The organism is Cystobacter fuscus DSM 2262, assembly GCF_000335475.2.
GTDB classification, from domain to species: Bacteria; Myxococcota; Myxococcia; order Myxococcales; family Myxococcaceae; genus Cystobacter; species Cystobacter fuscus.
This window is the reverse complement of sequence record NZ_ANAH02000064.1, coordinates 542,318-562,724: the sequence shown is the minus strand read 5'-3', so window position 1 is coordinate 562,724 and position 20,407 is coordinate 542,318. Positions and strand designations below refer to the sequence as shown.

At 70.3% G+C, this 20,407-nt stretch carries 19 protein-coding genes; 4 read left to right on the top strand and 15 right to left on the bottom strand.

Translation table 11 applies throughout. The features are described 5' to 3' along the window. Positions 1 to 7: 7 nt before the first annotated feature. Positions 8 to 1,390, bottom strand: a complete 1,383-nt coding sequence (locus D187_RS39465) for a hypothetical protein (protein WP_002631188.1) — start codon at positions 1,388 to 1,390, stop codon at positions 8 to 10. 201 nt (positions 1,391 to 1,591) lie between these two features. On the opposite strand from D187_RS39465, the gene D187_RS39460 reads away from it, so the two are divergent. Then, positions 1,592 to 1,807, top strand: a complete 216-nt coding sequence (locus D187_RS39460; RefSeq protein ID WP_002631190.1) for a hypothetical protein — start codon at positions 1,592 to 1,594, stop codon at positions 1,805 to 1,807. A 16-nt stretch (positions 1,808 to 1,823) separates the two neighbouring features. On the opposite strand, the gene D187_RS39455 is transcribed toward D187_RS39460, so the two are convergent. The 5 genes from D187_RS39455 to D187_RS39435 form a co-directional block, all read right to left on the bottom strand. Beyond that, on the bottom strand, positions 1,824 to 2,642 hold the full coding sequence (locus tag D187_RS39455) for an SGNH/GDSL hydrolase family protein (RefSeq protein WP_002631191.1): 819 nt from the start codon (positions 2,640 to 2,642) through the stop codon (positions 1,824 to 1,826). 75 nt (positions 2,643 to 2,717) lie between these two features. After that, positions 2,718 to 3,197, bottom strand: coding sequence for a hypothetical protein (locus tag D187_RS39450; RefSeq protein ID WP_002631192.1), 480 nt, complete (start codon positions 3,195 to 3,197; stop codon positions 2,718 to 2,720). Between the two features lie 67 nt (positions 3,198 to 3,264). Next, positions 3,265 to 6,198: a CHAT domain-containing protein gene (locus D187_RS39445; RefSeq protein WP_002631193.1), complete on the bottom strand. Its 2,934-nt coding sequence runs from the start codon at positions 6,196 to 6,198 to the stop codon at positions 3,265 to 3,267. Continuing rightward, positions 6,198 to 6,791 carry an RNA polymerase sigma factor gene (locus D187_RS39440; RefSeq protein ID WP_245591935.1) on the bottom strand — a complete coding sequence of 198 codons (594 nt, stop codon included), beginning with the start codon at positions 6,789 to 6,791 and terminating at the stop codon, positions 6,198 to 6,200. Before D187_RS39440 ends, D187_RS39445 begins: the two co-directional genes overlap by 1 nt. A 185-nt stretch (positions 6,792 to 6,976) precedes the next feature. Continuing rightward, positions 6,977 to 7,756, bottom strand: a complete 780-nt coding sequence (locus tag D187_RS39435; RefSeq protein WP_020918584.1) for a class I SAM-dependent methyltransferase — start codon at positions 7,754 to 7,756, stop codon at positions 6,977 to 6,979. A gap of 113 nt (positions 7,757 to 7,869) precedes the next feature. Between D187_RS39435 and D187_RS39430 the strand changes: the two genes are divergently transcribed. Continuing rightward, positions 7,870 to 8,874 (top strand): alpha/beta fold hydrolase, encoded by a 1,005-nt coding sequence (locus tag D187_RS39430; protein WP_002631196.1) that lies wholly within the window; start codon positions 7,870 to 7,872, stop codon positions 8,872 to 8,874. A gap of 12 nt (positions 8,875 to 8,886) precedes the next feature. Here the strand turns inward: D187_RS39430 and D187_RS39425 are convergent, their stop codons facing one another. The 4 genes from D187_RS39425 to D187_RS39410 all read right to left on the bottom strand — a co-directional run bounded on the left by D187_RS39425 (position 8,887) and on the right by D187_RS39410 (position 12,530). Further along, the gene (locus tag D187_RS39425; protein ID WP_002631197.1) at positions 8,887 to 10,284 is read right to left on the bottom strand and encodes a multicopper oxidase family protein; all 1,398 of its coding nucleotides are present in this window, start codon (positions 10,282 to 10,284) and stop codon (positions 8,887 to 8,889) included. Further along, a complete protein-coding gene (locus D187_RS39420) occupies positions 10,281 to 11,651 on the bottom strand; it encodes a TolC family protein (protein WP_002631198.1) in 1,371 nt (456 codons plus the stop codon). Before D187_RS39420 ends, D187_RS39425 begins: the two co-directional genes overlap by 4 nt. Beyond that, complete coding sequence (locus D187_RS39415) at positions 11,648 to 12,043, bottom strand: heavy metal-binding domain-containing protein (protein WP_002631199.1); 396 nt, start codon at positions 12,041 to 12,043, stop codon at positions 11,648 to 11,650. Before D187_RS39415 ends, D187_RS39420 begins: the two co-directional genes overlap by 4 nt. Positions 12,044 to 12,149: 106 nt before the next feature. Then, positions 12,150 to 12,530: a hypothetical protein gene (locus tag D187_RS39410; protein WP_002631200.1), complete on the bottom strand. Its 381-nt coding sequence runs from the start codon at positions 12,528 to 12,530 to the stop codon at positions 12,150 to 12,152. 91 nt (positions 12,531 to 12,621) lie between these two features. Between D187_RS39410 and D187_RS39405 the strand changes: the two genes are divergently transcribed. Further along, the gene (locus tag D187_RS39405) at positions 12,622 to 13,887 is read left to right on the top strand and encodes a TCR/Tet family MFS transporter (protein WP_002631201.1); all 1,266 of its coding nucleotides are present in this window, start codon (positions 12,622 to 12,624) and stop codon (positions 13,885 to 13,887) included. 9 nt (positions 13,888 to 13,896) lie between these two features. Here D187_RS39405 and D187_RS39400 read toward each other — a convergent pair whose 3' ends face one another. From D187_RS39400 to D187_RS39380, 5 genes are all read right to left on the bottom strand, one after another. Further along, positions 13,897 to 14,673, bottom strand: a complete 777-nt coding sequence (locus D187_RS39400; protein WP_002631202.1) for an SDR family NAD(P)-dependent oxidoreductase — start codon at positions 14,671 to 14,673, stop codon at positions 13,897 to 13,899. Positions 14,674 to 14,698: 25 nt separating this feature from the next. Then, a complete protein-coding gene (locus D187_RS39395) occupies positions 14,699 to 15,187 on the bottom strand; it encodes a hypothetical protein (RefSeq protein WP_002631203.1) in 489 nt (162 codons plus the stop codon). 42 nt (positions 15,188 to 15,229) lie between these two features. After that, positions 15,230 to 16,237: an alpha/beta hydrolase gene (locus D187_RS39390; protein WP_043433945.1), complete on the bottom strand. Its 1,008-nt coding sequence runs from the start codon at positions 16,235 to 16,237 to the stop codon at positions 15,230 to 15,232. Positions 16,238 to 16,271: 34 nt separating this feature from the next. Then, positions 16,272 to 17,207 carry a uracil-DNA glycosylase gene (locus D187_RS56865; RefSeq protein WP_020918583.1) on the bottom strand — a complete coding sequence of 312 codons (936 nt, stop codon included), beginning with the start codon at positions 17,205 to 17,207 and terminating at the stop codon, positions 16,272 to 16,274. A 213-nt stretch (positions 17,208 to 17,420) separates the two neighbouring features. Further along, positions 17,421 to 19,232: an NUDIX hydrolase gene (locus D187_RS39380; protein WP_245591934.1), complete on the bottom strand. Its 1,812-nt coding sequence runs from the start codon at positions 19,230 to 19,232 to the stop codon at positions 17,421 to 17,423. Between the two features lie 141 nt (positions 19,233 to 19,373). On the opposite strand from D187_RS39380, the gene D187_RS39375 reads away from it, so the two are divergent. Beyond that, a complete protein-coding gene (locus D187_RS39375) occupies positions 19,374 to 20,405 on the top strand; it encodes an aldo/keto reductase (RefSeq protein WP_002623842.1) in 1,032 nt (343 codons plus the stop codon). Positions 20,406 to 20,407: the final 2 nt, after the last annotated feature.

Sequence of the window (20,407 nt, the reverse complement as noted above, 5' to 3'; positions counted from 1 at the left end):
GGGAGCATCAGTGAAGGGCCTCGACGACGGAGTAGTTCTCGCGGTTCAGGGTGTAGTCCCAGGACAGCGCGCCGCAGAAGTTGGAGCCGCCCGGAGGCGCCTGGACACAGTCATTGGCGCCCGTCGAGCCCACGGCGGCGTCGAAGCCATACTTGGCCACCAGGCACGCGTCGCAGATGCCATCGCCCTGCCACGAGTCGGGGCAGACCTCGCCCGCGGTGGAGTAGCTGGCGGCATTGAGGTACGGGTTCCAGCTCGCCGTGCTCGGGATGCGGTAGGAGCTGGAGTAGCCGTAGGCGACGAGGCAGTCCGGCTCGGGGTAGCCGTTGGTGAGATCCGCGCTGGTGCAGCCATACTTCCAGACCGTGTTTCCGGTGGAGTAGTCGTAGGCGTAGCCCGAGTAGTAGTTGTTGCAGGCCTGACCGGCGGCCAGCACGTTGGTCTCCGGGGGCCACGTCTGCTGCGAGGGCGCGGGGATGGAGGCGTTGGCCACCTTCTTGGCGATGAGCGAGCCGCTGTTGTGGCAGCCCCGGCGCGACTGGTGATGGTTGAGGCGCCCGTCGTCGATGATGATGTTGCCGAAGTAGCCCGAGCTGTCCGCGCCAATGAAGCCGTCGGTGCTGGCGTTCCAGCTGCCCCAGCCGAGCAGCGCCGCCGCCTTGAGGCCCACGGCGTAGAGGTAGCCGCCGCAGTGCGCGTCGCTGGAGAAGAGGTTGGCGTAGACCTTGTTGCCGCGCACCACGGAGATGGGCTTGCCGCCCACCGACGTGGCGCCCTGGGCACCGGCGAAGGTGCCGTTGGAGTTGTACAGGCGCATGTTGTCCGTGCGCTGCTGCACCACGGCCGGGTTGTTGTAGCTGCCACCGCCGAAGAACTCGACGACGCTGTTGGCGATGTTGAGGAAGGAGCCGCTGGTGGTCACCTTGTCGGCCAGCGGCGTGCCCGCCAGGTCCGGCGCCGAGAAGATGACCTGGGAAATCTTGCTCGTCACGGCACTGACGACGTTGCCCTGGGCGCTCACCGCGCCGGTGTGGCCGAGCATGTAGCGCACCGGGCTCGAGCCGTTCGAGTGGGTGATGACGGTGAAGCTGGTGATGCCCTTGGCGTTCACCCAGGGGACGATCTGGTCGACGATGGAGCCCCAGCTGCACTGGCTGAAGCCCGCGCAGCTGGCACCGGGATAGCCCACGACGAGGTAGGGCAGACCATTGCTCATCGTGGTGAGGGCGCTCTGCGTCCAGTAGCCCGTCGTCGCCGAGCTGACCGATTGATCGCCTGTCCCATGGATGAAGACCACGCCGGGACCCGCGGCCTGGGCTTCGCCGTTGACGCAAAGCAGCGCCGCGCAGGCCGTGGCGAGCGCCAGGCCTGACCTGTGAAACAAATGCATGGAGAACCTCCTGGAGAGGCCGTCGAGAGCACGGCCCCGCACAGCGGTCGAGAGAGCAAGCGACTTTAACAGAACGGCGACAGGGATTCTCCAGCCTCCCAGTGAAGGGCGATTGCCTCGACCGGGCGCGTCAAGAATTGATCCCGTGCGGCTCGGAATTGATAGGGTTATCTCCGCCTTCCGCCCCCAAGGAGCAATGCGGTGAACGCCCTTCTCATACGCCTGGTGTGTGGTCTGCTCTTCGCCGCGATGGCGCTCGGTGCCGTGGCCCATCCGCCCAAGGATCTCACCCAGGGACTGGGCATGCTGCTGCCCATGTCCATGCTGCTGGGCTACGCCATCAAGGGGTCACCGCGCCGCTCTTTGATTCCCAAGCGCAAGGCGGCCCCGCCCCCTCCGGACGTCTCGGGCACGTGAAGCTCGCCGCCCCGCGTCACGGGGTGCCGCGCACCAGGGGAGAGGGCACGAGCGAGGTGCTCTCCGCCTCGCGCGAGCCCGTGGGGGCGGCGGCCTGCTCGCGGGGAGCCTCCAGCAACGACATCACCACCGGGTGCACCTTGTTCGCGAAGTAGCGGCCCCCGGCCACGGTGAAGTGCACCCCATCCGTCATGCGCAGCCGCATGGGCTTGCGGAAGCCCTCGACGGGGGCCTCGCGCAACAGGCGGCCCCTGGCATCGACGAAGAAGGGCCGCGTCTCCAGGTGCGTCGACGCGCTGTCGCTCCGCACCGACTCGCGCAGCACCCGGCGGATGATCTCCAGCTTGCGCTCGAAGCGGGGCAGGCCGGTGAAGGGCAACTCCACCCAGAGCACCTTGCGCCCCGGAGCCGACAACGTGCGCAGGAACTCCGTGGCCCGCTGCTGATAGGCGGCCTCCCACCCGGACGCGCCCCACTGCACCTGCGCCCTGCCCTGCTCATCCGTGAGCCCCTGCCCGTCGTTGCCGCCCAGGATGACGACGACGACGTCGGGTTGATGGCGCTCCACTTCCTCCCGCCCGACCTTCATCCAGTCGAAGAAGTCGGGACGGGCCAGTCCCGTGGAGGACTTCGCCCGCCGCACCGCGCGCACTCCCGGCTGCGCGTTCAGCAGTTGTTCGAGAGACTCTCCGAAGCTGGTGACGATCAGGCTGTCACCCAGCAGGAGCACGGTGCGGGAGCGGGCGGCGGCATCGGGTCTCCCCTCCTCCGCCCGCACCGTCACGGACCACAGCAGAGCAAGACACACGAGCGCGCGAATCAGGGCGTTGTCCATCCGGCCCGCACGCTACCGCGCCATTGCCCGGAGGAGAAATGCGCTGCCTCCCCTGGTGGGCGGGGAGCCAGGCACTCAGCGCGTGAGCGCCGGGAGTTGTCCGATGGAAATCACCGTGCCCCCCGAATCGACGGCCCAGACGGCCGCGAGGGCGGCCCGGCGCTCCACGTCGGGCAGCACCCAGATGGGCTCCCCACCCGGAGGCTGGGGCGGAATGGGCTTCTTGTACCCCTCGGGAGTCAGGACGATCTTCGTGTCGGACACACTGCTGAACCCCCCGGTCCTGATCCGGATGTCGATCTCCGCCACGCGCTCCACCAGGACCGCGCTCATCCTGGCGCGGTAGTATCGGTAGATGAGCAGTCCCCGCCCATCCCTCGGCCGCACCGCGAGATCGAAGGTCTCGGGTCCCACGCGCTGGAAGTCATCGTCCTCGGCGGCCGCCCGCGTGAACGCGTTCCCCGAGGGCGGGTTTCTCGCCCAGGCAAGCTCCGCCGCTCCCGCGCTCCCCGCCATGCCGCTCAGCAGAACCACCACGAGAAAACCCTGCTTCATGACCCATCTCCCCTGCTGTTCGAGGTGAACGTCCACCCTCTCTACGCCGGGGGGCGCGGATATTCCCTCATTCGAAAAGCACGAGTTCCGACACCCACGGGGCCGGTCTGTCGCGCAGCCAGACGGAGCGCGTCCTCGCCAGGGCCTGGGCGGGTGTCGCTCCCCGCCCTACCTCGTCGAGCAGGGCCTGGAAGAAGGCGCCTCCTTGCTCATCGGGGATGGGCGAGGCGGGAGCCACCACGGACCGGGCACCCGCCTGGATGAACGCCGCGGGCAGGCTCGCCACGGCGTAGTAGCGCAGGGCGCCCCCATTGGCGCGGCACGCAGCGAGCAGCACCAGCGGCGCGCCCCGGAGCGAAATCCCCTGGAGGTCCGAGACCGTCAACGCGTAGCGGCCGTCGGACTCGGGCGACAGCGCGAGGAAGGACGCGTCGGAGAAGCCCGAGCGGATCAAGCCGTGCGCATGGAACTCCACCTCGGTGGCGTCCTCGAGCTCCGCCAGGACCGCGTCGGGAGTGGCCGACGCACCCCGCAGGAGGAACTCTCCCGGTCGCGGCGCGCGGTTCCACGGCAGCAGGCGCGGCAGACCGAGCGTGGCCGGCGGCTCCACATCCGACACCACCACGTGCTTGGGAGGAAGTCCGGCCTCGGGCACCTTCTGCTCGCCGCCCCCGGGGACCAGGTAGCTCCAGGCCCGCTCGGGTCCCAGCAGTCCGGGACGTCCCAGGATCACGGGCTCGGCGAGCACCCGCACGGCGTCACACCCCGCGAGTTGCTCCAACACCGCCGGGGGCACCGCGGGGAAGTCCTCGAGGAGCGGACGGGTGCGCTGCCCCAGGTACTCGCCCCGCACGTCCCCCCGGGCGCCACGCGCCACGAAGAGGACGCGCTCGTCCTGCCCCGCCACCGCGAGCAGGCACGAGGCCGGCGCGGCGCGCTCCTGTCCGGCGGCGAGCACGCGGAGGGCCTCGTCGAACTCCCCCGCCTTCCCGGCATCCATCACCAGCGTCTGGTGGGCGTAGGACCAGGCCTTGCGCGCCTCGATGTCCGTGGCGCGCAGGGGCAAGGCCGCCGCGATGATCTCGCGCAGGCGTCGCTGCCCCTCGCGCCGATCCGTCTCGATGAGGATGCGCGCCCCCATCTGCTCCAGCAGCAGCCGCGCGCCCGGCGTGAACGACGCCTCCTCGCGCAACAACTCCAGCCGCCGCGCCACGTACGCGCGCTCGTCCCCGGTCGTGCCGAAGCGCAGGAGATCACCGTAGACGGCGAGCTCGAACAGGGAAGGCGGCGCCGCGCACTCGCGAGCCCGCGCCACCTCGCGCCGTGCCGCCTCCACGTCCAGCGCCTCGATGGCCAGGAGCGCGCGTTGATGGTGGTAGTCCGCGCGCCGCTCGCAGTGCTCCGGTGCGCGTTGCAGGTACTCGTCCAGATAGGCCCGGGCGAGCGCGGGCTCGTGGCTCAGGCGCGCGCTGGTGATGAGCGCGAGCACGAGCTCCTCCTCGTGGTGCCAATCCCCGAGGCGGCGCGCCACGTCCAGCGCCGCGCGCGCGGGTCCCATCGCCTCCTGACGGCGATCCAACTGGTTGTAGAGGCCGCTGAGCTCCGCCTGGAGCGACACGCACCGGTACTCCAGCCGGGCCCGGTGGCACTCGTCGATCGCCGCCACGAGCCGCTGCTCGGCCCGGGCGCCATCTCCATGCGACAGATCCTCCGCCACCTGGGCCTTCACCAGCGGCGCGCGGTACCACACGGCCTCGCCCGATTCCTCGACGAGCGCGCGCAGCTCCTCCAGGTGCTGGTGCTCGACGCGCAGCAGGAGGATGGCGCCGAGCAGCAACTCCCGCTCGCCCGCGCGGCGCAGGCGCGTGAGGTACGCCTCCGCCGCCTCGCCCGTCAGCGACCGGGCATCCTCCAGCAGCGCGCGGTACGTGCGGGCCAGCGGCGCGCGGCGCGCGAAGTCGGCCCGGGCCACGCGTTGCACGTAGTCGGACGCGGTGGGGTTCCTGGCCTCGGCGTCCAAGGTGCGGGCCAGCGGCGCCAGCGCGAGCACCTGCTCCCGGGACACCGCGGCGCGAATCGCATGGTAGAGGTAGAGCCGCACCAGGTCCGGGTTGCGGCGGACCATCGCGGCGGGCAGCGCCGTTCCCTCCAACGCGAGCGCCATGCCGGCGGCGTTCATGTCCGTCCACGCACGGCTCCGGGACGCGGCGCTCGCGCGCAACCCCTCCGCCAGCCGCTTCGCCTCCTCGCTCCACCCCGGCTCGCGCCGGTCCGCCACGAGTTGGAACTCCATGGCGGCGGCCAGCTCCAACGACATCGCGCGCAACGCGACACCGCGGTTCCAATGGGCGCGCGGGTGCTCCGGCGCCGCCCTCAGCGCGCGATCCAGCACCACGAGGGCCCGCTCGGGCTCGCCCCGCCCCAGCGCCGCCAACGCGCGGTCGCTGTCCACGTCCGGCGAGGGGGGCAGACGCTCCAGGGCCTTCTCGGCGCGCTCGAACTCACCGGCGAGCAGGTACGCCGTCGCCAGGCCGTGGAAGTCCCCCTGCTCCTCGAGCCGCGCCAGCAGCCGCACGTCCAGCTCCGCGGAACCCGAGGCCCCCTCGCGCAACGTGCCGGAGCTCCGGTAGCCATCCAGGCCCGGGTAGCCGAGCCGACCTTCCAGGGAGCGCGTCGGCGCGAGCGCGAGCAATTGGGCCCCCACGTCGGGGGACGCGGGCCGCATCCACCACGCCGCCAGCAGGCCGAGCAGCACGAGGGCCGCCATGGCCACGCCCGCGCTCCACATCCGGGTGGTGCGGTGGGCCCAGGAGGGGCGGAAGGGCTCGCGGCGTGGGGCACGGCGCGAGGCCGCGGCGGACCGCACGGCGAGACTCGCCTGGAGTTGATCCTCCAGGGAGGCCTGACAGTCGGCGCACCCCGCGAGGTGGGCCTGGAACTCCTCGGCCTCGCTCGTGGACAGCTCCCCATCCACGAAGGCGGCGATCCGCTCGCAAGCCATCACTCGACACCTCCGGGCTGCGCCTGCTCGAGAAGGATGTCCTTGAGCCGCTTGCGCGCCCGGAACAGCCGGGTGCCCACCGTCATGGGGGCGATGCCCAGCTGCTCGGCGATGCGCGCGTACGACAGACCTTCCATGTCCTTCAACCGCACCACGTCCCGGAATTCCTCCGGCAGCTTCTCCACCGCGCGCCAGACGTCCTCCAGCGTATAGCCCGCCCACGTCTCCGCCGGAGCCGCCTCCTCGCTGGCAACGTCCAGGCCCTCGGTGAATTCCTGCTGGGGATGGCGCTTGTCCTGCCGGCACATGTCGAGGAATCGCCTGACGAGGATGGAGGCCAGCCACGGCAGGGGGGGCGCGGAGCGGTCATAGGTATGGAAGGCGCGGAACGCCCGCTCGTAGGTGTCCTGGAGCAGATCCTTCGCATCCGAGGGGTTGCGGCCCCGGCACAGGAAGCGGGCGCGCTCCTCCAGTTGCGGCTGGCAGCGAGCCACCAGTTCCTGGAACTCCCGCGCGGACCCGGGAGCGCCGCTCGCGGGGACGGGGGTCCGTACCGGACTCCGGGTGCGGGTGAATCGGAACGGGAATTCCACGGGGGCACTACTTCGCATGGGACGCATCCCGGCGAAAGGGCCGCCAGGGACTTCCTGCATCGCCTGGGAGCCATTCATGCCGTCATCCTCCAGGGGTCCCGAACTCCCCGCCCCACCGCTGGTACGCCGCGGGGAGGGATTATTCCTGGAGGGGCTGGCGGGGCCTCTTCCCCGCGACGTCCCCGCTACCGGGTGGCGGGCTTGAGCGCCCGGGTGGCGCAGAACCCCGACAGGTACTCCGACAGCCGATCTCCCTCGGAGTGCTTGTCCTCGTAGAAGCCGGTGAGCAGGAAGCCCGCGTCGAGCTGCCCGCCGATCTGATCCTCCAGCGAGTGCGCCACGCACAGGGGCTCGCCCTCGTCGGTGTAGCGGCGCCGCTCCTCGTCGGTGAGGCTCGCCACGTCCGAGTACGGCATGCGGTACTTGAGCCGCGGCCCACCCTGCTTGTCCAACTCCGGGTCGAACAGGAAGACGATGGGGTTGGAGAAGCCCGCGAGCAGCACGCCACCGGGGCGCAGCACCCGGAAGGCCTCGTGCCACACGGGGCGGATCTCCGGCGAGAAGCAGTTGGAGCAGGGATGGAAGATGAGATCGAAGCTCTCGTCCGCGAAGGCGGACAGGTCGCTCATGTCGCCTTCCACGCGGCGGATGCCGAGGCCCTCGCGCTCGGCCACCTCGGCATCCCGCGCGAGCTGGGCGGGCGAGTTGTCGAACACCGTGACGCGTGCCCCGGCGGCGGCGAACACCGGACACTGCTGCCCGCCCGCGCTCGCCAGCCCCAGCACGTCCTTGCCCGCCAGCGAACCGAACCACTCGCGCGGCACGGGCTTGCACGGGGTGAGCACCACGCTCCAATCCCCCCGGCGCGCCGCGGCGATCACCTCGGGTCCCACGGGAATCGTCCACCGATCCCCCTTGGCCACCTGGCGGTTCCAGGCCTCACGGTTGTAGGCACGCAGATCCATACCGCGCTTCCACTCCGTCCCCATGACGGCTCCTTGTTGAACACTGAAGACCGGATCCACGCGATATCACGCTTCCGTGCTCGAAGAGCCCACCGAGGCGGTATTCCTCGGGCATGACCTCCGCGATCCGCTCCGTGTTCACCCTCGCGTTGCTGCTGTGTGCCCTGCCCGCCCTCTCCCAGGAGAAGAAAGCCCCCGAGCCGCTCGGCATCGCGCTCGAGGGCTACGCCTACCCCGCCCCCGTCCAGTTCCTCCCGCTGACCGTTCAGGGCCAGGACGTGCGCATGGCCTACATGGACGTGCCCCCGAGCGGCAAGGCCAACGGGCGCACCGTCGTGCTGTTCCACGGCAAGAACTTCTTCGGCGCCTACTGGCGCGACACCATTCGCGCGCTCGGCCAGGGGGGCTACCGCGTCGTGGTGCCGGATCTGCTCGGCTTCGGCAAGTCCTCCAAGCCGGCCATTGACTACAGCTTCCACCTGCTCGCCGCCCAGACGAAGCGGGTGCTGGAGAAGCTCGGAGTCTCCAAGGCCGCCATCGTGGGGCACTCCATGGGCGGCATGCTCGCCACGCGCTTCGCGCTCCTGTTCCCGGAGACCACCACGCACCTCGTCCTGGAGAATACCCTCGGCCTGGAGGATTACCGCGTCCTCGTGCCCTGGCGCGCCACCGAGGAGCTCTACAAGGGCCAGCTCGACACCACCGAGGAGTCGGTGCGCAAGTACCAGAAGACGTACTACGTCACGTGGCGTCCCGAGTACGATGAGTATGTCCAGGTCATCTACCGCCAGACGCTCGGGGGCGAGTACCCGCGGCTGGCCTGGGTGTCCGCCGCCACCGAGCAGATGATCTACCAGCAGCCGGTGGTGCATGAGTTCCCGCAGGTGACGGCGCCGGTGCTGCTCGTCATCGGGCAGGCGGATCGCACCACGATTGGCCGGGCGCGCGTGTCGCCCGAGGCCCTGACGAAGCTGGGCCAGTTCCCGGAGATGGGCCGGCGCGCCGCGAAGGCCTTCCCCCGCGCCACGCTCGTGGAGATCCCCAACGTGGGGCACATCCCCCACTTGGAGGCCCCCGAGAAGTGGCACGAGGCGCTGCTCGGGTTCCTCGGCAAGTGAGGGGATGGCGGCTCAGGCGCCGCCGTCGGTGAAGCCGGGGTCGGCGTTCACGTCGATGCCGTCGCGCAGCATGTCGGCCTTCTGCGCGGTGCTCGCCAGGGTGGCCACCGGGTTGTCGTACCAGCCCGGATCTCCGTAGCCGTCCAGTTGCTCACGCACCTTGAGCACCGTGAACATGCCCCCCATGGTGATGCCGCCGTAGCGGCCCTTGCCGCCCACCATGGGGATGCTGTTGGCCGGCACGGCCATGCCCATGTCCTCCATCTCCCCCATGCCCGTGTGGCCCATGGTCATGTAGTCCGGCAGGAGCTCGCGCACCTTCTCGTCGAAGCCCTCGGGCTTGAGTCCGATGAGGTTGGGCATGCCGTGCCCCATCTGGTTCATCACGTGGTGGGTCATGTGGCAGTGCATCGCCCAGTCCCCGGGCTCGTCCGCCACGAACTCGATGCCGCGCGTGCTGCCCACCGGCACCAGCACCGTGGTGTCCGACCACTGCGCGGACTCGGGGACGCGGCCCCCGTCCGTCTCGGTGATGCGGAACTGGTAGCCGTGCAGGTGGATGGGGTGATGGTCCATGGGGCCGAGGTTGCCCAGCCGGATGCGCACCCGCTGTCCCTTCTTCACCACCAGCGGCGCCGTGCCCGGGAAGGCCTTGCCGTTGATCGTCAGCAGGTTGAAGTCCGTCATCTCGTTGGGGTTGGGCCGCCGGGCCCCCGGGTCCAGGCGCCACTCGTGCAGCATCAGCGCGAAGTCCCGGTCCACCTTCGGCCCCCGCGGCGGCTGGCGGGGGTGGACGATGAACATGCCCGTCATGCCCAGGGCGATCTGCGTCATCTCGTCGTGGTGCGAGTGGTACATCAGCGTGCCCGACTGACGCAGGGTGAACTCGTACTTGAACGTCTCGCCGGGGGCGATGGCCTTCTGGTTGAGGCCCCCCACTCCATCCATGCCATTGGGCAGGAGCAGCCCGTGCCAGTGCACCGTGGTGGGCGCGGGCAGCCGGTTGGTGACGTAGAAGCGCACGCGATCGCCTTCCACCGCCTCGATGACCGGACCATGCACGCGGCCGTTGTAGCCCCAGCACCGCGCCTGGAGCCCCGGCGCGAACTCGTGCTCCACCTCCTGGGCCACCATGTGGAAGACCTTCACGCCGTCCACCAGCTTCCAGGGCAGCTTCGTCCCGTTGGGCACCACCACCGGCGTGTAGTCCCGACCGGGCCGCCCCGGGGGCAGGTGCTTGCCGCTCGCCTGGGGCCTGCCCGTGTCCGCCGCCGAGCCCTCGCGCGCCGGCGTCCCGGAGAACGGCTCCTGGGCCCGCGCCCGCGTGGCCGACAACAGCGTGGTCCCGGCCATGCCCAGACTACTGGCGACGAGCAAGCGCCGCCGGCTCAATCCCTTCGTCTCGCTCATCGCTTCTCTCCCACGTCGTCCGTCAGCCGGCCACCCACCGCGTTCTCCAGGGCGTTCCGGGCGTTCCAGTAATCCCGCAGCGTCTCCACGTACTCCCGATACGTCCGCACCTCCTCTTGTCGGGCCTCGAGGAGTTGGAACGGGCTCAACACCATGGCGTTGTATTGGAGCTGCGACTGCTCCACGACCCGCCGGCGCACGGGCAACAACTCCATCTTGTAGTGCTCCACCAACCGCCGTGCCGTCTGCAGCGCCGCCCTCCGCTGCCGCACCTCGGAGCGGGCATCGACCGACAGTTGCGCCAGCTTCCGCTCGGCCTGGCGCTGCCGCGCCTCCAGCCCGCCGATGAGAGCCTGCCGCTGGTTGAACAGGGGCAGCTCCAACACGAGGCTCGGGCCGATGAGGCGCAGCCCGTCCGACTCACGCTCGGCGTCCACGCCCACCTCCACCGTGCCGAAGAAGCGCGAGCCGCGCGCCAGCGAGACGCCCTTCTCCATCAACGCCACGTCCTTGCGCGCGGCGTCGATGTCCAGGCGGCGCTCGATCGCGAGCCGCTCCAGGTGCTCCAGGGAGGGCTCCTCGGCGGGCGGCTCGGGCAGGGGCTCGCTCACGGTCCACTCCGTGTCCCCGCCCCACAGCCCGAGCATCCGGTTCAACCGCTCCCGGCTCTCCACGAGCGCCAGCTCCTCCCGGGCGAGGCCCACGCGGGCCTCCTGCCAGGCGGCGCGCGCGAGGGAGAGATCCAGCTCGGGGATGTTGCCCGCCTCGTGCTGCATCCGCGCCAGCTCGGCCGCGGCCGAGAAGACGGCCACGAGCTGCGTCTGGTAGCGCAGCAGCTTGTCGGCCGCCTGGACCGCCGTATAGGCCTCGCGCGTCTCGGCCACCACGGCCAGCGCCTCATGGGCGGTGCGCAGCACGTCCGCCTCGAACTGCTGCCGGGCGATCTGCTTGCGCGCCGGGAGCATGAAGAGATCGAGCACTTCCTGCACGAGGGAGAACTCGAGGCGGGGGCCGACACCTGGCGTGTTCGGGAAGCCAACCGCCGCGCCCAGCGTGGGGTTGCGCAACAGCCCCGCCTCCACCATGTCCGCCTGGGAGACGCCGAGCGATTCGTAGGAGGCCTGGAGCCCCGGGTTGTTCACGAGCGCCAGGCGCACGGCCTCCTCGCGCGTGAGTCCCTCCTGGAGGAGGGCGTGGACGCGCTCGCGCACGGCCTCGGCCGGAGGCGTGCCCTTCTCCCAGCCCGTGGACACTTGCACCCGCTCCTGCACCAGGGCTCCGAGCTCCGCGTGTCCCCGCTCGGGAGACATCGTCGCGCAGCCCATGGCGGACAGGCAGACGGCCGCCGTGAGCAGGAGGCGGTTCATGGGGAACCACCCTGCATGGAGGACGCGCCCGGCGCCGGCGCCTCCCGGGAGGCGCTCTCCTTCGGCGCGGGAGGGGCCTGGAGCACGAGCTTCATCCCGCACTTCGGGCAGCGTCCCGGCTCGTGCGAGGTGACGTCCCGGTGCATGGGACACACGTAGAGATCCTTGGACGGCGTTCCGGCATCCGGGGGGGGCTCGGCCTGGGACAGCGTGGCGGGAGGAGGAGCGGCGGCGGGCGAGCCGTGCAGGGCGAGCATGGCCCGCATGGGGGACTCGGACGCCGCGGGGTTGGAGGGATCCAGCAAGGAAGGGGCACGCTCCGCGGCGCCCAGGGCGCACGCGGACAGACCGAGCGCCAGGGCGCCGGTCAGCAGCTTCATCGAAAGAGACATGGAATGTGTTCCGCGAAAGAGATGGGTTGAGCAACGGTTTCTGGAAGCACGCCTCGCGTGTCCGGAGTGGCGCGAGGCCCTCACGGAGACGGAGTCGGAGACCGGCTCAAATCAACAACTGACGCAGGGAGAGGAACAACCGCTCGCGCGGAGGCGGGTCGTGCCCGGAGCGCAAGCGGAGCCCCGGCTGTTCGGGAGGCGAGGGAGCCGCCCAGTCGATGCCTTCGGGCAGCTCCACCCAGTGGACCTGGACCTGCGCGTCGACGAAGGGCAGGCGGCCAGCCATGTCCACGGGATGACCCTGGCGCAGCTCGCAGCAGTCCTGGGCGAGCAGCCGTGCGTCCTGTACCTGCTTCTTGCCGGGACACGCCGCGCATGGGGCGACGCGACGGCCGGTGTAGCGGCACACCCGCTCACTTCCGCCCGCGAGGGCGGCCTGCCCCGAGATGAGCAGGGCGAGGAGGAGTGCGGCGAACCGGGCAATCACGCTCCTAGCTGTATCGCCCCCGCCGAGGCTTCGCAAGATGGGTGCCCCGCCGAGCATGGAAACGATCAGAAGTGATAGGACGGGGGCGCCCATGACCGCTCCCCTCGCATCCGGGGCCCCACGCCGTGCCGCGTTGGCCTTCATCTTCATCACCGTGCTGCTCGACATCCTGGCGATGGGGATGATCATCCCCGTGCTGCCCAAGCTCCTCGTCGGCTTCATGGACGGGGACACGAGCCGGGCGGCCCAGCTCTTCGGCGTGTTCTCCACGGCCTGGGCGCTCATGCAGTTCGTCTTCTCGCCGGTGCTCGGGGCGTTGTCGGACCGCTACGGCCGCCGCCGGGTCATCCTGCTGTCCAACGTGGGCATGGGGCTGGACTACATCCTCATGGCCTGGGCGCCCACGGTGGGCTGGCTGTTCGCGGGACGCATCATCGCGGGCATCACCGCGGCGAGCATCAGCACGGCGAGCGCCTACATCGCGGACGTGACGCCGAGCGACAAGCGCGCCGCGGGCTTCGGGATGCTCGGGGCGGCGTTCGGGGTGGGCTTCGTGTTGGGGCCCGGACTGGGCGGGCTGCTGGGGGGAATCGATCCGCGCCTGCCCTTCTGGGTGTCGGCCGGGTTGAGCCTGCTCAATGCCCTGTACGGACTGTTCGTCCTGCCCGAGTCCCTGCCGCCCGAGAAGCGCAAGCCCTTCCGCTGGAGCGGGGCCAACCCGGTGGGCGCCCTGCTGCGGCTGCGCGCCACCCCCGAGGTGCTGGGGCTGGTGAGCGTGCACTTCCTCAACAACCTGGCCCACATCGCGCTGCCCAGCGTGTTCGTGCTGTACGCGGGCTACCGCTTCGGCTGGGACGAGCGCGCCGTGGGGCTCGCGCTGGCGGGCTCGGGCCTGTGTTCGCTGGTGGTGCAGGGCGGCCTCGTGCGGCCCGTGGTCAAACGCCTGGGCGAGCGGCGCACGTTGATGATGGGGCTGGTGTTCGGCGCGGTGGGCTTCTCCGTCTACGCGCTGGCCCCCTCCCCCACGCTCTTCTGCGGGCTCGGCATTCCGGTGATGGCCCTGTGGGGGTTCTTCTCGCCGGCGTCGCAGGGGCTGATGACCAGCCGCATCCCGCCCTCCGAGCAAGGTCAGTTCCAGGGCGCGCTCTCCAGCCTCCTGGGCATCGCGGGCCTCATGGGGCCCGGGCTCTTCACGCAGACGTTCGCGTACGCCATCGCCCCCGAGCGCGCCATCCATCAGCCCGGAGCGCCCTTCCTGTGCGCCGCGCTGCTGTTGATGTTCGCCCTGGGGCTGGCGATGCGCGTCACCCGCGAGCGCGAGCAGGCCGTGCTGACGACTCCGGGCCCCCTGGCGTGAGGCGGGGCGTCAGGACTCGTGCAGGACGCGGCCTTCCATGCCGCCGGCCACGGTGATGACCTCGCCGGTGACGTGGCCAGAGACGCGATCGGACGCGAGCGTCACCACCACCCGGGCCACGTCCTCCGGACGGCCCAGCTTGCGCAGGGGCATGGTGCGCGTCACCCGGTTGATGAACACCGGGTCGGTGAGCTTGTCCTGGTGGCGCTCCACCCCCGTCCAGCCGGGGCACACGGTGTTCACCCGGCCGAGCGGAGCGATGCGCGTCAGCTCGTTCTTCAGGCTCTTGAGGAAACCACTGGCCAGCGCGCCCTTGGCGGCCGCGTAGTCCGAGTGGCCCGCCTCGCCGAAGAGGCCCGCCGTGGAGGCGATGAGGATGATGTTGCCCGAGCCCGTCGTCTCCACGTGGCGCAGGAAGGCGCGGCAACTCAGGAAGACACTGTCCAGGTTCTCCGCCAGGGTGCGGCGCCAGCGCGCGAGCGGCATCTTCCACACGGGCTCGTCCGCGGGGGGCCACACGCCCGCGTTGGCCACCAGCACGTCCAGCCGGCCCAGGGCCTTCACCGCCGCGGGCACCAGCGCGTCCACGTCGGCTTCCGAGGTGAGGTCCGCCCGGAGCGCCACGCCGCCGAGCTCCCGCGCCAGGGCCTCCGCCTTGTCCGCGCTCTGGTGGTAGTGCACCGCCACCTTCGCCTGCTCCTCGGCGAAGGCGCGCACCACCGCGCTGCCGATTCCACCCGCGCCCCCGGTGACGAGGACGCCCTTGCCCTGAAGCTGCGTGTCCATGCGCTGCCCCGCTCCCGCGTGAGGCCTACTTGCCCTTCTTCGCGGGCGCGGCCTTGGTGTACGCGACGCTGCCCGCGATCTTCTCCACGAGCGGATCGAACTGCTCCCGCTCCTTCCTGTCCATGTGGAAGACGAGCGACCAGGTCGTCTTCCCGTCGCACCCCACGTACGTCACCGTGCGCACCGACTCCGCCCCATCCGGGGTGGTGTCCGAGTCCACGCGCCGCGCCGCCGGGGCCTTGCCCAGCTTGAGCGGCTTCCAGCCCTCGCTGCCGCCCATGGCGGTGAGGATCTTCTCCAGGCACACCTGCGGCTTCATGCCCGCGGTCTGCACGGCGCCCACGTCCACCAGCACGTACGCATCCCCCGACGGGTCGGCGAAGCGCTGGGTGCCATCCGCCTCGGACTGGGTCCAGTCGGAGGGCAGTTGCAGCGTGAGCGTCTTCACCTCGTGCTTCGTGAGCTCCGCCGGCTCCCCGGCCATGAGCACCGCCATCAACAACGAGCCAAACATCGATGTGCCTCCTGCCTGTGCTGAGTTGGATTGAGCGCGCCGCTAGTCGAGCACGAGCCGCTGGCCGATCACCGCCAGCGAGCGCTCGAAGCGGTAGTTGACGCCCATGTGGCCGTCCTCGAACTCCTCGTGGGTCACCTCGACGCCGCCGTTCTTGAAGTCCTCGGCGATCATCCGCACGCCCCAGCGCAGGTTGAACTCGTCGCGCGTGCCGCAGTCGATGAAGACGGTCTTCATCTTGCGGAACGCGTCCACGAACTTGGGCACGAAGCGCACGGGATCGTGCACGAGCCAGCGGTTCCACACCTCCGGCCGCAGCCGGCCCGTCTGCGTGTCGAAGGGCAGCTCCAGGTTGAGCGGCTCACCCTTCTTGGGCGAGTAGGCGGCGGCCATGGCCAGCGCGCTGATGATGGTGAAGTCCTCGCTGCGCGCCTTGGTCTCCCGGGAGCGCTGGACGAAGTTCGTGTACCAGGCCTCCACCCCGCCCGCCTTGAGCAGCGCCGAGGCCGTCTTGGGCAGATCCGGCAGGTAGCAGTACTCGAAGTAGGCGTCGGGCGACTGGGCGCTCAGGTGCGAGAAGAGATCCGGGTGGTAGCGGCCCATCACCAGCGCGCCGTAGCCGCCCGAGCTGTGGCCCACCACCGCGCGCGACAGCGCCTTGGGCAGCGTGCGGTACGTGCGATCCACGAAGCCCAGCACGTCCTTGGCCAGGAAGTCACGGTAGCGGCCGATGGCGTCGCTGTTCACCCACTGGCTGCCACCCATCGACGTCCACCCGTCCGGGAACACGCCGATGACGGGCGGAATGGCGCCCGCCGCGACGAGCGCGTCCAGCCGCTCGGGCACGCTCAGCGAGAAGGGCGAGAAGTTCGTCCACGTCCTGCCGCTGCCACTATAGGCGTTGAGGAAGTACACCACCGGGTAGCGGCGGGTGCCCGCGGCATAACCGGGTGGCAGGTACACCGTCAGTGCCCGCCGCGCCGGATCTCCCAGCGGGTTGCCCTCCAGCGCCGGTGAGTGCATCTCCTGCGTCTCGAGTACTCCCTTCATGTGCGTCCCCTCCCGGAACAAGCCCATCCTGGGTTCAGCCGCGCTGCCCGGATGGCTTGCCGAAGAACTTCATGACTTGTTGGAGATCCTCCCACGCCTTGCGCTTCTCCGCCGGTTGGCGCAGCAGGTAGGCCGGGTGGAAGGTGGGCATCAGCTGGATGCCCTCGTATTGGCGCCAGGTGCCGCGCAGCCGGGTGATGGGCGTGGTGTCACGCAGCAGCGTCTGCGCCGCGAACTTGCCCAGCGCCACGATGGCCTTGGGCTGGATGGACTTGAGCTGCGCGCGCAGGAACGGCTCGCACGCCGCCACCTCGTCCGACTCGGGATTGCGGTTGTTCGGCGGCCGGCACTTCACCACGTTGCAGATGTAGATGTCGTCGCGGCGGTAGCCCATCGCCTCGATCATCTTCGTGAGCAGCTGGCCCGCGGCGCCCACGAACGGCACGCCCTGCTGATCCTCGGTCTCCCCGGGACCCTCGCCCACGAACACCAGCTCCGCGCGGGGGTTGCCCGAGCCGAAGACGATGTTCTTGCGGCCCGTGCACAGCTTGCACCGGCGGCAGTCCCCCAGCTCGCGCCGGATGTCGTCCAGGAGGGGCCGCTCGCCGTCCACCACGCCCGGCAGCGCGCCCGCGTACGGACGCGTCTGGGCCGGCACCTCGATGAGCGCGGGCGGCGCGGGGGTGAGGAGCCGCGGAGCCGGAGGGCGCTCGGCCTGGGGGGCCGCTGCGCGAGGGGGCGGCGGAGGGGCCGCCGGGGGAGGCGCCTGGGGCGCGGGGGCGGGCTTGCTGGCCACCGGGGGGCGCGCCAGGGCCGCTGGCCGGGGGAGACCCGCGGCGCGTGCTTCCGCTGCCACACGTGCGTCCACCTGGAGGAACCGGCCACCCTCCTCCTGCTGCCAGAGGAGGTGACGGCGCAGATCCTCGAGGACTTCGCTCAACGCTTGCGAGGGATGGGGGGCGTCGCTCACGAGGTGGGTTTACGGGTCCGGGTGACTGGATTCAACCGCCTACCGGGTAGGGTGCCCGCACGCTTACCCCATGACCGGGGGCAGCGCTACCACCAAGCTCCCCGCCCGGGCCCACGTCAAGGGCCCCGGGCTTCCCTCTTCAGGGGGCTGGCCCGGGCCCCTTGCGTCGTGCCCAGGGAGGACCCGATGCGGCCTCCGCCGATGCTTCCCCCGTCACTTCTCGCCCAGTGCTCCGTAGCGCACCACGCGGAAGCGCGCGCCCTGCGCCTCGCGGATGCGGGCGGCGAGCACGTCGTGCAGCTCGGGCGTCCACGTGCTCCAGCGCTCGAAGAACTTCGCGGTGGCTGCCTTGTCGCCCGCGTGCTGGAGCGCGAGTACCTCCTCGAGCAGCGAGCCCACGGTGTCCACGTACCTGTCGTATTGAATCGTGAGGCGCGCCGTCTTCGGATCCGCGCGAATCAGGCCGTGGTCCAGGAACCAGTTGAACTGCAAAAGCTGCATGCGCTGGTAGGGCTGGTCCTCGCGCGGGCGCACGTTCTGCAGGGTGCGACGGATGCCCGAGGCCTGCACGGCACGCAGGCTGGCGGCGTCCAACGAGCCGCTCTTGTTGAAGGCGTGCAGCGCGAAGAGGCTCACCAGGTCCGACTTCATCTCCTCCATGGCGTCCGCGTAGTCCTCCAGCGCCACGTCCAGCGTGCGGCCCTTCGCGTCGCGGTCCGGCCCCAGGTAGTGGCCCACCTCGTGCCAGAGCGTGCGCTGGAAGTTGCCCTCGGAGGTGAGATCCTTCGCGTGCGCGTCCACCGTGGCGGTGCGCCAGATGCGCTCGTCCGCGGCGAAGAGTTCCGGGTTCCTCATGATGTTCTCGCGCAGGAGGATGGTGCGGCCGTAGCGGCGCGAGTAGAGCGGATCATTGGGAAGAATCGTCGCCGTGTTGGTGCCGCGCGCCTGGCCGAAGTCCGCCACCACCTCGTACACGCCCACGGGGATGTCCTCGCGAACCTGCTTCTTCGCGGTGTAGGGCAGCGCGTCCTCCACGCCCTGCAGGCCGCTCAGCCGCTTGCGCAGCTCGCGCGTGGCGTCTTCGTTCAGCAGCAGCACGGACACGCCGTAGAAGGCCTTCACGCCGTAGAGCGCGTCGTCATACGTCTCATACGCACCGAAATGCACGTTGAGCTTCTTGAAGCGGCCCGTCACCCACGCGGCGTCGCCACTCTCGTAGTCGTTGCTGAGCATGTCGCGCGCGCGGTTGCGCAGGTAGCGCGCCAGCTCCTCGTCGCTCGCCCGTACATGCTCCGCCGCGCGCATCAGCAGGCCGTACACCTTCACCATCTCCGGCCCGTAGGCCACCGCGTACGGCACCGCATACAGCGCCTTGGCATCCGGCTGCTTCGCTCGCACCTGGAGCGACTCGCGCAGCCCGGGGTGCAGCGTGTCCAGCACGGGGTGCGCCTGGAGCACCTTGAGATCCTGGCGCAGGTTGTCCGTGGTGGCGCGGCGCACCACCGTCAGCTCGCCCAGGAGGGACTCGCGCTGCTCGGGGTGCGCGGCGAGGTAGGCGTCCACCTCCGCGCGTGTGGCGTCCGGCGGGTAGACGTTGCGCGCCGGCACCTGCGGGTCCACGGGCAGGAAGGGCTCGCGCGCATTGGTCAGCGTGCTCGCGATGGGACCCTGGTAGAGCCGGTACAGAGTGAGCAGCTCCTGCGTGCGCTTGGGGCTGCCCAGCTTCCTGTCCAGCGCCTGGAGCTTCGCGTGCGAGGCGAGCGCCTGGTGATGGCGCGAGGTCTCATAGAGTCCCTGGAGGATCTGTCCCGCCTCGAGCAGCTCCTTCACCGCCGCCTGCTCGTCGGCCGTGAGGCGCGAGAGGTCGGGCGCGAGCCGCACCTCCTCCGTCTTGGCGAGAATCTCCGCCACCTTCTCCTCGGGCCAGTAGCCCGGCGGCAGCGAGGGGGCGGCGGGCGCCGCGGCATGGGCCGCGAGCGTCGCGAGGGCCGTGAGTGACAGGGTCAGCGCGTGGGAAAGTCGCATGGTGCGCGAGTCTGCCATGACGGCACGGGTATTCCCCACGACCGCGGTGGGTTACCCCGTGCCCTGGAGTCCTCCCCGTTCGCTTGGGTAGCGTGGGGGCCGCTCCGCACGAACGCGGGCCCCAACAAGCAGGTCTCCTCCATGGAATTCAGACAACTCGGCGCTTCGGGCTTCAAGGTTCCCGTCCTCAGTCTCGGCACGGGGACGTTCGGAGGCAGCAACGAGTTCTTCAAGGGCTTTGGCAGCAGTGACGTGAAGGAGGCCACCTGGCTCGTCGACATCGCACTCGACTCCGGGCTGAACATGTTCGACTCGGCCGACGTGTACTCGGGCGGAATGGCCGAGGAGATCCTTGGCCAGGCGCTCAAGGGCCGCCGTGAGCGGGCGATCATCTCCACCAAGGCCACCCTCCGCGCGGGCCCCGGTCCCAACGACGTGGGCTCGTCGCGCTACCACCTGATCCGCGCGGTCGAGGGGAGCCTGCGCCGTCTGGGCACCGACTACATCGATCTCTTCCATCTCCACGGCTTCGACCCCATCACCCCCGTCGAGGAGACACTCAACACGCTCGACGACCTCGTGCGCGCCGGGAAGATCCGCTACATCGGCTGCTCGAACTTCCCGGGCTGGCACCTCATGAAGTCGCTGGCCGTGTCGGAGCGCCACAACCTCGCGCGCTACGTGGCCCACCAGGCGTACTACTCGCTCGTCGGGCGCGACTACGAGTGGGAGCTGATGCCGCTGGGGCTCGATCAGAAGGTCAGCGCGGTCGCCTGGAGCCCGTTGGGTTGGGGCCGGTTGACGGGCAGGATCCGCCGCGGCCAGCCCCTGCCCGAGGGCACCCGGCTCCAGAACGCCCAGACGGCCGCGGGCGGCCCCCAGATTCCCGAGGAGCACCTCTACCGGGTCGTGGATGCGCTCGACGAGGTGGCGGCGGAGACCGGCAAGACGGTGCCGCAGGTGGCCATCAACTGGCTGCTGCAGCGGCCGACGGTCGCCAACGTCATCATCGGCGCACGCAACGAGGAGCAACTGCGCCAGAACCTGGGCGCGCTCGGCTGGAACCTCACCCCGAAGCAGGTGGCGAAGCTCGACGCGGCGAGCGCCACGCCCCCCGCCTACCCCTTCTGGCACCATCAGCGGTTCAGCGAGAACAATGCCTTCCTGAGGTAAAA